This window comes from Paraburkholderia sprentiae WSM5005 (assembly GCF_001865575.2).
Lineage (GTDB): Bacteria > Pseudomonadota > Gammaproteobacteria > Burkholderiales > Burkholderiaceae > Paraburkholderia > Paraburkholderia sprentiae.
Map to the genome: position 1 here is coordinate 174961 of NZ_CP017561.2, position 13467 is coordinate 188427.

9 protein-coding genes and 2 pseudogenes are annotated in these 13467 nt (G+C 65.8%); 5 read left to right on the top strand and 6 right to left on the bottom strand.

The features are described from left to right. Positions 1 to 24 precede the first annotated feature (24 nt). Positions 25 to 219 (top strand): annotated as a pseudogene (locus BJG93_RS00850) (thiamine pyrophosphate-binding protein); the annotation flags it as partial. 1 nt (position 220) lies between these two features. Here the strand turns inward: BJG93_RS00850 and BJG93_RS00855 are convergent. Then, a pseudogene (locus tag BJG93_RS00855) lies at positions 221 to 385 on the bottom strand (anthranilate 1,2-dioxygenase large subunit); the annotation flags it as partial. A gap of 346 nt (positions 386 to 731) precedes the next feature. On the opposite strand from BJG93_RS00855, the gene BJG93_RS00860 reads away from it, so the two are divergent. Together BJG93_RS00860 and BJG93_RS00865 are read left to right on the top strand one after the other, a co-directional pair. Then, the gene (locus tag BJG93_RS00860; RefSeq protein ID WP_027199484.1) at positions 732 to 2264 is read left to right on the top strand and encodes a sensor domain-containing diguanylate cyclase; all 1533 of its coding nucleotides are present in this window, start codon (positions 732 to 734) and stop codon (positions 2262 to 2264) included. A gap of 235 nt (positions 2265 to 2499) precedes the next feature. Then, a complete protein-coding gene (locus BJG93_RS00865; protein ID WP_027199485.1) occupies positions 2500 to 3807 on the top strand; it encodes a solute carrier family 23 protein in 1308 nt (435 codons plus the stop codon). Between the two features lie 72 nt (positions 3808 to 3879). Here BJG93_RS00865 and BJG93_RS00870 read toward each other — a convergent pair whose 3' ends face one another. Next, positions 3880 to 5535, bottom strand: coding sequence for a Na+/H+ antiporter (locus BJG93_RS00870; RefSeq protein ID WP_027199486.1), 1656 nt, complete (start codon positions 5533 to 5535; stop codon positions 3880 to 3882). 322 nt (positions 5536 to 5857) lie between these two features. On the opposite strand from BJG93_RS00870, the gene BJG93_RS00875 reads away from it, so the two are divergent. Beyond that, entirely contained in the window at positions 5858 to 7144 is a 1287-nt protein-coding gene (locus BJG93_RS00875) for an EAL domain-containing protein (RefSeq protein ID WP_027199487.1), read from the top strand. Between the two features lie 35 nt (positions 7145 to 7179). Beyond that, a complete protein-coding gene (locus tag BJG93_RS00880; RefSeq protein ID WP_027199488.1) occupies positions 7180 to 7875 on the top strand; it encodes a copper homeostasis protein CutC in 696 nt (231 codons plus the stop codon). 23 nt (positions 7876 to 7898) lie between these two features. Here the strand turns inward: BJG93_RS00880 and BJG93_RS00885 are convergent, their stop codons facing one another. The 4 genes from BJG93_RS00885 to BJG93_RS00900 form a co-directional block, all read right to left on the bottom strand. Next, the gene (locus BJG93_RS00885; RefSeq protein ID WP_027199489.1) at positions 7899 to 11486 is read right to left on the bottom strand and encodes an indolepyruvate ferredoxin oxidoreductase family protein; all 3588 of its coding nucleotides are present in this window, start codon (positions 11484 to 11486) and stop codon (positions 7899 to 7901) included. Positions 11487 to 11738: 252 nt separating this feature from the next. Continuing rightward, positions 11739 to 12716, bottom strand: a complete 978-nt coding sequence (locus BJG93_RS00890) for an ion channel (protein WP_027199490.1) — start codon at positions 12714 to 12716, stop codon at positions 11739 to 11741. 140 nt (positions 12717 to 12856) lie between these two features. Next, positions 12857 to 13102 (bottom strand): hypothetical protein, encoded by a 246-nt coding sequence (locus BJG93_RS00895; protein ID WP_027199491.1) that lies wholly within the window; start codon positions 13100 to 13102, stop codon positions 12857 to 12859. A gap of 72 nt (positions 13103 to 13174) precedes the next feature. After that, positions 13175 to 13405, bottom strand: a complete 231-nt coding sequence (locus tag BJG93_RS00900; protein WP_027199492.1) for a hypothetical protein — start codon at positions 13403 to 13405, stop codon at positions 13175 to 13177. Positions 13406 to 13467 lie beyond the last annotated feature (62 nt).

Sequence of the window (13467 nt, forward strand, 5' to 3'; positions counted from 1 at the left end):
GTACGCGAGGCCACCATTTATCTCATGAGACGCCTCGGCCTCACGAAGATTTTTGGAAATCCGGGCTCTACCGAGTTGCCGATGCTTCGGGATTTTCCTTCGGACTTCAGTTATGTCGTGGGATTACAGGAGGCAGTGGTTGTGGGCATGGCGGATGGTTACGCGCAGGCCACCGGCAGCGCGACGCTCGTCAACCTGCATTCCGCCGCAGGGTCGGGAACGCATAGATCCAGGCCTTCTCGAAGATGTGCTCCATCTCGAGTGAGAACAGCTCGGGCTCCATGAACATTTCGCGGGCGATCCGGTAGACGCCTTCCGCCGGGCGGAAGTCCAGGCAGCCGCTAACGAATTCGCGCCATTCGGAGGCGCTGCGCTTGTCGCTCATGATGGGTCTCTCTCCTTGTGTCCAATCGTTTGATCGTGACAGGCTCGATTGAATACCCAAGTGGCGATGCGAAGTATCCAGCCAATATGCATTCGCTATCCGAATAATTGGGGGGGGCGCCGCACACCTTGACGATCAGGCGCAGACGCCCGACCGACAGCCGTTTCCTTGGCATGGGCTGGCGCACCGTTTTCGGGAAAGGGGCGAAAACTGGCCTGTTTCGCGGATTGCCGCGGCACGGGGTCTGCTAACCTACCGTTTCGTAGGTTGCGTTTTCGAGGGTTATTACCGAGGCGCGACCGCTTTTTCACGCGCGACCTTCAGCGCACGTCAGAACGAAAAACGCATGGTGACGCGCCGACCGAATACCGTGATTGCGATCAGCGTCGTGCTGGCCGGTGCGATCCTCGCGATCGCCGTGGCGCTGCTCGCGCAGATGCGCGCGGACGCGTTGCGGCGCGCGCAGGATTCCGCCGCCAACATCTCCCTGCTGGTCGAGCGCGACGTGTCGCGCAATCTCGAGATATACGACCTGTCGCTGCGCGCGGTGATCGACGGATTGAAGCAGCCGGGCGTGCTCGATCTGCCGCCGCAGATCCGCCAGAGGGTGCTGTTCGACGGCTCGATCAGCGCAAAGGACATGGGCTCGGTGTTCGTGCTCGACGAAAACGGCAACGTGCGTTTCGATTCACGCGCGTGGCCGCCGCACACGGGTAACCATGCCGACCGCGACTACTTCAAGGTGCAGCGCGCCTCGCCCGGCGCCGGCCTCTATATCAGCGGCCCGTTTAGCCCGGGCGGCACCGACGAGGATCTGAGCATCGCGCTGAGCCGGCGCATCTCGAGGCCGGACGGCAGCTTCGGCGGCGTGGTGGTCGGTACGCTGCGCCTCACGTATTTCCATCGGCTGTTTGACGGCATGAAGCTCGGGCCGAGCGGCTCGATGGCGCTGATGCGCAGCGACGGCACGATGTTGATGCGTCGTCCTTACGATCCGAAAACGATCGGCATCAACCTGACCGGCACCGCCAACTACTCTCGCTTCATCACGCAGCCGAGCGGCGACTTTTTCGGCACTGCGGCGATCGACGGCGTCGAGCGCTGGTACGCGTTCCGCCATATCGACGGCTATCCGCTGATCCTCGACGTCGCGCTGTCGACGCACGACATCTACGTCGAATGGCGGCGGCGCGCATGGATCATCGGCACGCTGATCGGCGCGCTCGATGCGACGATCATCGCGCTGGCGTTCCTGTTTTCGTATCAGTTGCGCCGGCGCCGCGCGGCCGAGGAAGAATTGCGCGAACTGGCGCGCACCGACGGGCTGACCGGCCTGAACAACCGTCGCGCGTTCGAGGAGCTGGTGAACGACGAATGGCGACGCGCGCAGCGCAACGGCCGGCCGCTGTCGCTGCTTCTGATCGACGTCGACAACTTCAAGGGCTTCAACGACCTGTACGGCCATTCGGCCGGCGACGAAGCGCTGATCGGCGTCGCGCGCTGCATCGCGCAGAACGTGCGGCGTCCGGGGGACACGGCCGCGCGCTTCGGCGGCGAGGAGTTCGCGGTGCTGCTGCCGGACACCGATGCGACGGGCGCGCAGCGCATCGCCGAGCAGATCCGCGCGGCGGTACAGGCGCTGCAATGCCGCCATGTGGCGAGCGCCCATCACGTGCTGACGGTGAGCGCCGGCGTGGCGACCGCGCAGGGCGCGGCGATCGCGACGAGCCGCGCGCTGGTCGATGCCGCCGACCAGGCGCTGTATCGCGCGAAGGATGCCGGCCGAAATCGGGTGATCGCTGATGGCGCGACGACGGACACCGCCTCGCGCGACGGCGGCACGGTGACGCCCGACACGGATGCTCGCGGCGCGAATTGACGCGCGTTCAGGTCGCGCTTTTCGGCCTGCTTCACCGACTGCTTCTCGGCCCGCTTGCCAGCCCGCTTGCCAGCCCGCTTCTCGGCCCGCTTCTCGGCCTGCTTCTTAGCCCGCTTGCCAGCCCTTATTGCTCTCCGTAAACTCGCGCGTGACTTTGCCGGACCCACGCCGCAGCGCGTGATCGGCACCCAACCTCGCCGCATACACCACGCCGACCCTGAGGAGAATTCCCGCGATGGCCGCATCCTATTTCCCACGCTGGCGCCGCCAGCCTGCCGCCGCCCAGGGCGGCATCGTCGGCATCGACGAACGGCTCGCGTGGCCGCAGATGTTCGCGATGGGCATCCAGCACGTCGTCGCGATGTTCGGCTCGACCGTGCTCGCGCCGCTGCTGATGGGCTTCGATCCGAACCTGTGCATCTTCATGTCGGGGATCGGCACATTGCTGTTCTTCGTGCTGGTCGGCGGCCGCGTGCCGAGCTATCTTGGCTCGAGCTTCGCGTTCATCGGCCTCGTCATTGCGGTGACCGGCTACGGCGGACACGGCGCGAATCCCAACATTCCGGTTGCGTTGGGCGGCATCATCGCGTGCGGCATCGCGTATGGGGTGATCGGCCTGATCGTGTCGGCGGTTGGCACCGGGTGGATCGAAACGCTGATGCCGCCGGTCGTGACCGGCGCGATCGTCTGCGTGATCGGCCTGAACCTCGCGCCGATCGCCGTGCATGGCGTGAGCGGCAGCAATTTCGAATCCTGGATGGCGCTCGTGACGGTGCTGTGCGTCGGCGCGGTCGCGGTGTTCACGCGTGGCATGCTGCAGCGGCTGCTGATCCTGGTCGGCTTGCTGCTCGCCTACGTCATCTACGCAATCGTCACGAACGGCCTCGGCATGGGCAAGCCGATCGATTTCTCGATCGTCGCGAATGCCGCATGGTTCGGCATGCCGCACTTCATGTCGCCGGTGTTCGACCCGCACGCGATGACGCTGCTCGCGCCGGTCGCGGTGATTCTGGTGGCCGAAAATCTCGGCCACATCAAGGCCGTGAGCGCGATGACGGGCCAGAACCTCGACCGTTACATCGGCCGTGCGTTCATCGGCGACGCGCTCGCGACGATCGTGTCGGGCTTCGCGGGCGGCACCGGCGTGACCACGTACGCGGAGAACATCGGCGTAATGGCGGTCACGAAAATCTATTCGACGCTGGTGTTCGTGATCGCCGCGGTGATCGCGCTCGTGCTCGGCTTCTCGCCGAAGTTCGGCGCGGTGATCCAGACGATTCCGGGACCCGTGCTGGGCGGCGTGTCGATCGTCGTGTTCGGGCTGATCGCGGTGACGGGCGCGCGCATCTGGGTCGTCAACAAGGTCGACTTCTCAGACAACCGCAATCTGATCGTCGCGGCCGTCACGCTCGTGCTCGGCGCCGGCGATTTCTCGCTGAAGCTCGGCGACTTCGGGCTGGGCGGCATCGGTACTGCGACGTTCGGCGCGATCATCCTATACGCGCTGTTGAGAAGAAAGCCGACGCAAGGGCCGGTGGCCTGAGTGTCGATCGGCACCGGCGTTTCATGCGCCGGTGCCGATGTTGATGCCGTTATTGACGCAGCAGCCAGCCTCCTACCTTTTGCGCGCGGTCAGCGCCGTCTCCGACAGATCCACCTCCCGCATCAGCTTGTTCAACGTCTCGTCGTTGATCCGCTGGGTGTCGCGCAAATCGAGCAGCGTCTTGCGCTCGGCACGCATCGCCGCGAGCTTCATGCGGAATTCGAGCGCATCGGCGCGGCGCGCGAGTTCGCGCGGCGCGCGCTCGTCGTCGAGCGTCGCGAGGCGGCGGCGGTACAGATCCATCACGCGCGCGGTCACGTCGGTCGCATACGCCTGAGCGGATTCATCGAGATCCGCGCACTCGGTGTCGTGCAGACGGTCGACCGCGCGAATCGCCGACTGCGCGGCGAGCGTGCGCGCGAGCGCTTCCTCGGCCGCGTGGGGGTCCTTGCCGCGGCGCCAGCCGCGCAGCAGCAGCGGCAACGCGGCCACCGCCACCAGCAGCGACAGCAGGATCACGCCCGACGCGATGAAGATCGCGAGATCGCGTCCTGGCAGCGGCGTGCCGTTCGGCAGCAGTTCCGGTAGCGACAGCACGCCCGCGAGCGTCACCGCGCCGCGCACACCCGCCACCGTCGTCACCGACACCATGCGCAGCCCCGGCACCGCGTTCGCGACGCCGTGCTTTGCCGCGCCCCGGCTCGCGAACCAGCGCAGCAGCCAGACCCACACGAAGCGTATCGCATACAGCGCGATCGCCACCGCGACGATATAGCCGATCAGCCGCGCGGCCTGCGCGTCGTTGGTTTCGTGCGCGTCGAGCAGTGCCCGCCCGAGGATGTGCGGAAACTGCAGCCCGAGCATGATGAACACCATGCCGTTGAACACGAACTCGATCATCGTCCACGTGCTCGTGGTCCGCACGCGCGAGGCGACCTGCCACTTCTCCGTGATGCTCGCGAAGTTCATCGTCATGCCGGCAGAGACCGCGGCGAGAATGCCCGATAGCTCGAAGCGCTCGGCGCTCAGATAGGCGGCGAACGGAATCAGCAGCGTCATTACGACGCCGGGCGCGGGATCGCCTTCCTCGGTGAGATTGAGGAAATGCGCGGACACGAAGCTGAACACCGCGCTCACCGCCGCGCCGACCGCGAGGCCGCCAAGCGCGATGATCACGAAGCTCACCGACGCTTCACGCAGGGAAAACGCGCCGGTCAGCGCCGCGGCGACCGCGAACTTCAGCGCGACGAGACCCGACGCGTCGTTCATCAGCGCCTCGCCTTCGAGAATATGCATTAGCTGCCCCGGAATCTTGCCCTTGCCGGCGATGCCGGACAGCGCGACCGCGTCGGTCGGCGACAGCACCGCGGCAAGCGCGAACGCAACGGGCAGCGACATCTGCGGCACCAGCGCATGCACGAAGTGGCCGACCACCAGCACAGTCATGAACACGAGGCCGAGCGCGAGCATCAGAATCGCGCGGCGCGCCATGAAGAACTCGCGCTTTGGAATGCGCCAGCCATCCGCGAACAGTAGCGGCGGAATGAACAGCAACATGAAGATTTCCGGATTGAACACGACGTGCAATTCGAGGCGCGGCCACGCGAGCATCGCGCCGATCGCGATCTGCACGAGCGGCAGCGGCAGCCTGAACGGCAGCGCACGGGTCAGCATGCCGGAAGCGGCGACGGCGAGCAGCAGGATCAGGACGGTGAAGACGATTTCCATCGGGTGTTCCGGGCGGATGAAGGGTTGTCCTGGAAGGGCGCGATGCGCAGCGTCGAGTGTAGCCCGGCGGCGCGCGCACTTGCCGCGAGCTTGACAGCGAGACTCACTGCGAAGCGGTGCACTGCACAGGTGCACGCGACGCCCCTAGGCGGCGCACGAGCGCTGTCGCCGGTGCAATCGTTCGGGCGAGTTACAGCCTAATGTGCGCCAGCGTGCGCATGGACCTTGCTTAACCGGTAACGATGACGCACATTTTTAGAATCGGCGGGGGTCTCCGCGCTTTTCGCGTTCGGACCCGCCGGCTCTCGCGTAAGAGGATTGCATGACGATTGCGCAACAGGACAGGGCGGCGAGCGTGCCGCACGGTTTCGAGGTCGAGGTGACTTCGGGCCTTCAACGCTATTCGGTGCAACACGGCGAATTGACACTAACGAGCGTGTTCCAGCCGATTTTCAGTTTGTCGCACCTGCGCGCGGTCGGCTACGAGGGACTGCTGCGCGCGCACGACCCGCTCGATCGCGCGGTCTCACCGCTCGACGTGTTCGGCGAAGCCGCGCGCGTCGGCGACGCGCTGCAGATCGACCGGCTTGCGCAGACGTTGCATCTGGAGAACTTCAAGGTGCTCGGCGCCGAGCGCGAATGGCTGTTCCTCAACGTGCACCCCGGCGTGCTGACCGACCCGTATCTCGCGGCGTCTTTGCTGGCCAATCTGCGGCGGCTCGAGTTGTCGCCGCGACGCGTCGTGCTCGAAGTGCTCGAACAGAGCGCCGAAGATCTCGAGCGACTCGCCGACGCGGTGCGCGAGTTCCGCGAGCGCGGCTTCCTGATCGCGCTCGACGATTTCGGCGCCGGTCATTCGAATATCGAGCGGATCTGGCAACTGAATCCCGACATCGTGAAGCTCGACCGCCTGATGCTGTCGCACGCCGCGCATCGCGCCGACATGGCGACGATCCTGCCGGGACTCGTGGCGCTGCTGCATGAGGCGGGCAAGCTCGTGCTGATCGAAGGCGTCGAAACCGAGCACGAAGCGCAGATGGCGCTCGCCTGCAATGCCGACTTCGTGCAGGGCTTTTTCTTCGGCCGGCCGAATCCGGGTGTCGCCGATGCGGTCCACGCGGCCGCTTGCATCGGCGAAGTCATCGAACGTCATCGCGAGCAGGCCGAGGCGCGCGAGCGGCGCAGCGCGATCCGGCTCGCACCGTATTTGCGTGCGTTCGAGCGCGCCGCGGAGCGCCTCGCCGCCGGTGAGCCGCTCGACGAGGTGTGCTGGAATTTCCTCGCGCTCGATCACGCGGCGCGCTGTTTTCTGCTCGATGCGCAAGGCCGCCAGGCAGGCCGCAACGTCGTGCTACGCGCCGATCGCGCGGCGCACGAAACGCGCTTTCTGCCGCTTGCCGACGCGCAGGGCGCGAACTGGTTGCGTCGGCCGTACTTCAGCGTCGCGATCCATGCGCCGGAGCGCGTGCATGTGACGCGGCCGTATCTGTCGATCAACGAGGCGTTGCCGTGCGTGACGCTGTCGGTGGCGACGCGCGTCGGCAGCGAGACCTGCGTGCTGTGCGGCGATATCGATTGGGTCGAGGACGAGCGCGACGCGCGCATCTGACATGATGTCGTTTTCAACGACACCAGGTTGCGCTCATGTCCGTTCTGCTCGAGGTGATTGCTACGACCGTCGCCGATGCGCGCGCCGCCGCCCACGCCGGTGCCGACCGTCTCGAACTCGTGACCGCGATGGGCGAGGGCGGTCTGACGCCGAGTGTGGGACTGATCGAGGCGGTGGTGTCTGCGGCCGGCGTACCCGTCAACGTGATCGTGCGGCCGCATAGCCGCTCGTTCGTCTACGACGCCGACGACTATGCGGTGATGCTGCGCGACATCCGTGCGGTGAAGGCGGCCGGTGCGAACGGCATCGTGGTCGGCATGCTCGATGCCGAGCGCGCGATCGACCGCGAAGGTCTCGCGCGCGTATGCGAGGCCGCCGATGGACTCGCAATCACGTTCCACCGTGCGTTCGACGAAGCGCGCGATCTGCGCGAAGCGCTCGATGTATTGCTCGGTGTCGAGGCGGTGACGAACGTGCTGACGTCGGGCGGAAAGCCGTCGGTGCTGCAGGCGCGAGCCGTGGTCCGCGAACTGGTGCGGCAAGCGTCGGGATCGCATTGCACGGTGCTCGCGGGCGCCGGTTTGACGGTCGATGCGGTCGCGGACTTCGTCAACCGAACGCACGTCGAGGCCGTGCATTTCGGCTCGGGCGTGCGCGTGAACGGCAACGGCCTCGCGCCGGTCGATCCGGCGAAGGTCGCGCAGGTAAGGGCGCTGCTCGATGCGGCGTAACCCCGAGCAGCGCAACGAACGACTTACTTCGCGACCACCACCGGAATGCCGCGCAACTGCCCGGCGCCCTTCATCTCGTCGAGCGACTTCTTCACCGCCGCACCGGTCGCCGCATCGATGCCGAGGCGCGCAGCGAGGTCGCGCTCGGCACGCTTGACCCCCGCCAGATTCGCCAGCTTCACGTGCCCATATCCGCGCACGCGTGCATGCAGTTCGGCGAGTTTCGCGACGTCGTCGAGATGGCTCGCGTCGAGTTTCGCGAGCGCACGTTGCAGCGTAGTTTCGTAATCGCTCGCGAGCTCGCGCTCCATCTTGCGCTCGAGCGTGCGGCTGAACGGATCGAGCGCCGAGCCGCGCAGACCACGCCATTTCGCGAGCACGCCGAGCACGGACCACATCCACTGACCATAAGTTTTCTTCGTGGGCACGGCGCCGGGTCGTGCGCGCGTGAGCGTCGGCGGCGCGAGGTTGAAGCTGACCGTGAAGTCCTTGCCGGCGACGCCCTCGAACTGCGCTTCGAGCGCTTCACGGAATGCGACATCCGTATGCAGACGCGCGACTTCGTATTCGTCCTTCACCGCGAGCAGCCGATAGAACGTCGTCGCGACCGCGCGCGTTACGCGCTCGCTCGTCGCGTCGACGGTGGTTTCCGCGCGCCGCGCCGCATCGACGAGCGCACGATAGCGCTTCACATACGCCGCGCCGCCATACGCGAGCAAGCGTCCATCGCGATGCGCGATCAACTCGTCCAGCGTGTCGACGCGTACGCTCGGCTTCGCCGCGTGACGCGCCTGCCACAGCGATTCGAGCGCGGCGGGATCGGCCGCGGCCAGGCGGCCGATCGAGAACGCGAGCTGGTTCATCTGCACCGCGACGTTGTTCAGTTCGATCGCGCGCATCATCGCGGCGAACGACACCGGCACGAGACCGAGCTGCCACGCGAAACCGAGCATCAGAATGTTCGCGCCGATCGTATCGCCGAGAAAACGCGTCGCGAGCGCTTGCGCGTCGCACGTCGACATGCGCTCCGCGCCCGCCGCGTGACGCATCTTGTCGATCAGCGCGTCCGCATGCAGCGTCGCGTCCGGGTTCTGTACGAAGCTCGCGTTCGGAATCGCATGGGTGTTGACGACGATGCGGGTGCGGCCGTGCCGGACCGTTTGCAGCGCATCGGCGCTGGCGCCGACCACCATGTCGCAGGCGAGCAGCACATCGGCCTGCTGCGTGTCGATGCGGACCTGGTTCAGCCATTCGTCACGAGCGGCAAAGCGCACGAACGACAGCACCGCGCCGCCCTTCTGCGCGAAGCCCATGAAGTCGAGCACCGACGCGCTCTTGCCTTCGAGATGCGCGGCCATGCTGATCAATGCGCCGACCGTCACGACGCCGGTGCCGCCCACGCCGGTGACGAGGATGTCGTACGGCGCGGCATCGAGTTGCGTCGCGGGAATCGGTAACGCGTCGACGTGCGTGGCCAGCGCCTGCGGATCGAACGCGGCGCCCGCGGCCTTTTTCAGCGTACCGCCTTCGATGGTGACGAAGCTCGGGCAAAAGCCGTTCACGCACGAGTAGTCCTTGTTGCACGATGACTGATCGATGCGGCGCTTGCGACCGAGTGCGGTTTCCACCGGTTCCACCGACAGGCAATTGGACTGCACGCCGCAATCGCCGCAGCCTTCGCAGACTTCCTCGTTGATGAAAAGCCGCTTGTTCGGATCGGGGAATTCGCCTTTCTTGCGGCGCCGGCGTTTCTCGGCCGCGCAGGTCTGGTCGTAGATCAGCACGGTCACGCCGTCGGTGTCGCGCAACTCGCGCTGCACGGCGTCCATCTCGCTGCGATGGTGGAACGTCGTGCCCGGCGGAAACTGGCTGTGATGGCCGTCGTATTTCTCGGGCTCGTCGCTGACCACGACGAAGCGCGACACGCCTTCGGCTTCGACCTGACGCGCGATCTGCGGCACCGAGATGCTGCCGTCGACGGGCTGGCCGCCCGTCATCGCGACCGCGTCGTTATAGAGGATCTTGTAGGTGATCGTCGCTTTCGCGGCGACCGCCTGGCGGATCGCGAGAATGCCCGAGTGAAAGTAGGTGCCGTCGCCGAGATTCTGAAATACATGGCGGGTTTTCGTGAACATCGAATGCGCCGCCCAGTCGACGCCTTCGCCGCCCATCTGGATCAGGCCGGTCGTATCGCGTTCCATCCACGACGCCATGAAATGACAGCCGATGCCCGCCTGCGCGATCGAGCCGTCCGGCACTTTCGTCGACGTGTTGTGCGGACAGCCGGAGCAGAAGTACGGCGTGCGCTTCACGCTGTCCGCCGCGTTCGACAGGATCTGCGGCGCGACCAGATCGACGACGCGTTCGCGGCGATCGAGCGCCGGCTTGTGCTTCGCGAGCCAGTTCGCGAACACGGGCAGGATGCGCGACGGCCGCAATTCGCCGAGCGACGACAGCAGCAACGTGCCATCTTCGGCGTGCTTGCCGATCACGACCGGCCGTGTGCCCTCCGTGCGGTTGTACAGAGAGTCCTTGATCTGTTGCTCGATGACGGGGCCCTTCTCTTCGATCACGAGCACTTCGGATAGACCCGACACGAACGCATCGATGCGGGTCATTTCCAACGGAAACGACAGCCCGACCTTGTAGATCCGCACGCCTGCCGCGTCGAGATCGGCGAGCGTCAGATCGAGCCGGCGCAGCGCTTCCATCAGATCGAGATGCGCCTTGCCGCAGGTGACGATGCCGACGTTCGCGTGCGGGCTCGGCGCAATCCATTTATCGATGCTGTTCACGCGCGCGAAGTGACGCACCGCGTCGAGCTTCGCATGCAGACGGGCTTCGATCGTCAGGCTCGGCAAATCGGGCCAGCGGTTATGCAGACCGCCGGCTGGCGCCTCGAACGCTTGGGGCGCTGTCCATTCGGTTTGCAGCGCGTCGAGATCGACCGTCGAGCCCGATTCGACGGTTTCCGAAATGGCCTTGTAGCCGACCCACGCGCCCGAGAAGCGCGATAACGCCCAGCCGTACAAGCCGAATTCGAGCATGTCCGCGATGTTCGACGGATTCACGATCGGCATGTGCCACGCGATCATCGCGAAGTCGCTCTGATGCGGCATCGACGACGACACGCAGCCGTGATCGTCGCCGGCGACCACCAGCACGCCGCCGTGCGGCGATGCGCCATAGGCGTTGCCGTGCTTCAGCGCATCGCCCGCGCGGTCGACGCCCGGGCCTTTGCCGTACCACATGGCGAACACGCCATCGACGGTGCGCTCGGGATCGGCTTCGACGCGCTGCGTGCCGAGCACGGCCGTGCCGCCGAGTTCTTCGTTGATCGCGGGCAGAAAGCGGATGTCACTCGCGGCGAGCAGTTTGTTGGCCTTCCACAACTGCTGATCGACCATGCCGAGCGGCGAGCCGCGGTAGCCGCTGACGAAGCCGGCCGTGTTCAGGCCGCGGGTTTTGTCGAGCGAGCGCTGCATCAGCGCGAGGCGCACGAGCGCCTGGGTGCCGGTCAGAAAGATCCGGCCGCGCGTCGCGGTGAGATTGTCGGACAGCTTGTAGTCGGCGAGAGCGGGCGTGCCGTCGATGGGCTGGCGGGCGGTCATGGGCGGGTCTCCAATGTTCTGGCTCCGCGCGCGGCAGATCGGGCACCGAGACCGCGCAGCGAAAGAGACTCTATTTTTTAGCGCTCGCGCGAGTGAATTATTTCTTCTTTAATCGGGCGTGCGCGAATGGGCGCCAAGAGTCGCGCGTTTGGGCCCGCTTTTGAGCCGGATTTGCCACGCGGCGGCGCGCTGCGGGTATGCCCTGGGGTGCCGCCGGGAAGGATGGGACGGCGAATGGGACGAGGGCTATCGCTATAGCGCCGTGTTTGCCGCGATGTCCGGTTCGAGCGGTGCGGCATCTAGCGGCACGATCTCGTGGAAGTGCGCATAGTCGATGTGGCTCACGCCGTCGCGCTCGCTCATGATGTCGACGAACCGGTGCTGCCAGACGATCTGGTCGCACGTCCACATGTGGCGCGCCTGCATGGTTTGCGACGTCGATTCGTCGATGCCTTCGAGCGTCAGCAGCAGCGACACGTCGCGGCCCTTCAACGATTCGGCGTCGTCGCCGAACAGCGGACTTGCTTCGTCGATGACGTGCATCAGCGTCCAGCCGAGCTTGAACACCGGGTGCTGGTCGCGCACCAGCGCGAGGTCGTAGAGCTTGCGCAGTGTATAGCCTTCGATCGACGTCTCCTGACGCATGATGCGCAGCCGCGCGCGCGCCTCGGCGATCACGTTCTGACGCGCGTTGGCCGAGCGCACCATCAGCGTCATCCGGCCGTCGATCGGCCGGATCACCGCGTAGCGCGCGAACATGATCTTCGCGTGCGGGCGCGAAAAGCGCGCGAAAATCAGCCCGGTCGCCAACGCGATGCTCGACATGCCGACGAAGATTTCGAGCGTCGCGATCCAGTGCGCGTAGACGGTTTGCGGATGCATGTCGCCGTAGCCGACGGTCGCAAGGGTTTCGACGCTGAAGAAGAACGCGCCGGCGAAGCCCTTCGGAAACTGATTCGCGATCGGCGCGTCGCCGAGCATGTAGAGCGTGGCGAAGACGGTGTTGAGGAGCAGGAACAGCAGCGCGAGCGACACGAAAAATACCGGCCAGCGCACGCCGAGCGCACGGTGGTACAGGTCCTGCCACAACGGCGTCGGCATGCCGTGTGCGATCACCACGCGATCGTCGAGACGCAATTCGCGGCTGCCACGAGCGCGGCGCTGCCGCGCTCGCGCGCGGGTGTCGGCATCGTCGAGCGTGGAAAAACGGTTTGACGGTTCGCTTGCCATCACGCGCTCGTGGGGATGAAAACGAGCACAGCGTAGCATGGCGCGTTGCGCGCGCCGTGGGACTTTCCGCGCGGTGCGAAGAGCGGGCGGCGCGGGGTATCGGGTCTGTTCGAACGGCGCGCTTCACTCACGAACGATGGTCACGGAAACACGTGCGGCTTTGGAATCCCCGCGCCATGCTCGATATCGTCGACCGCCTGCCGGTGCGCGCTATCTACCGCTTCCGCCTGATCGGCATAGCCGCTGTCGCCGCCGACCGTGGTCCACGGCTTGACCGCTTTCTCGCGATGACGGATTTCGTACTCCGCGTCCCAGCGCGCGCCGCTGAGTTCGAGCGGACGAACGTGAATCGAATACACGCCGTATTGGAATAGCTGTTCAGCCATGATCGCCTCCAGCCGGTCGAGCCGGCAGCGGCGCGCCGATTGGGAGCACGCGCGCGCCGCCCTTGGTTCGGCCTACAGTTCGATTTCCCCGAGGATACGATGAGCGAGCGCCTTGGCTTCTTCGAGCGCTTCTAGCGGCGTCGACGAGGTCGAGTCGACTTCGTAGACCGTGGTTTCCTGTTCGTCGCGGGCTTCGCCTTCGTCGCGCGCGAGAGTGACGACCCCTTGCCAGGCGTCCTGTCCGACTTCTCTGATCGACGCAGTAGCCGTGTAGAGCCCTTTGGTGTAGGTGACGTCCTCCATGGCCTCGCTCCTTTTCGCAAAGGTTTCGATGATTTTCATCCTAGCACGGCGCGGCGAGATCG

What these genes read in the sequence shown, in the direction of transcription:
- BJG93_RS00860 (WP_027199484.1), top strand. Translation starts at nt 732, where the DNA reads ATGGTGACGCGCCGACCGAATACCGTGATTGCGATCAGCGTCGTGCTG.
- BJG93_RS00865 (WP_027199485.1), top strand. Translation starts at nt 2,500, where the DNA reads ATGGCCGCATCCTATTTCCCACGCTGGCGCCGCCAGCCTGCCGCCGCC.
- BJG93_RS00870 (WP_027199486.1), bottom strand. Translation starts at nt 5,535, where the DNA reads ATGGAAATCGTCTTCACCGTCCTGATCCTGCTGCTCGCCGTCGCCGCT.
- BJG93_RS00875 (WP_027199487.1), top strand. Translation starts at nt 5,858, where the DNA reads ATGACGATTGCGCAACAGGACAGGGCGGCGAGCGTGCCGCACGGTTTC.
- BJG93_RS00880 (WP_027199488.1), top strand. Translation starts at nt 7,180, where the DNA reads ATGTCCGTTCTGCTCGAGGTGATTGCTACGACCGTCGCCGATGCGCGC.
- BJG93_RS00885 (WP_027199489.1), bottom strand. Translation starts at nt 11,486, where the DNA reads ATGACCGCCCGCCAGCCCATCGACGGCACGCCCGCTCTCGCCGACTAC.
- BJG93_RS00890 (WP_027199490.1), bottom strand. Translation starts at nt 12,716, where the DNA reads ATGGCAAGCGAACCGTCAAACCGTTTTTCCACGCTCGACGATGCCGAC.
- BJG93_RS00895 (WP_027199491.1), bottom strand. Translation starts at nt 13,102, where the DNA reads ATGGCTGAACAGCTATTCCAATACGGCGTGTATTCGATTCACGTTCGT.
- BJG93_RS00900 (WP_027199492.1), bottom strand. Translation starts at nt 13,405, where the DNA reads ATGGAGGACGTCACCTACACCAAAGGGCTCTACACGGCTACTGCGTCG.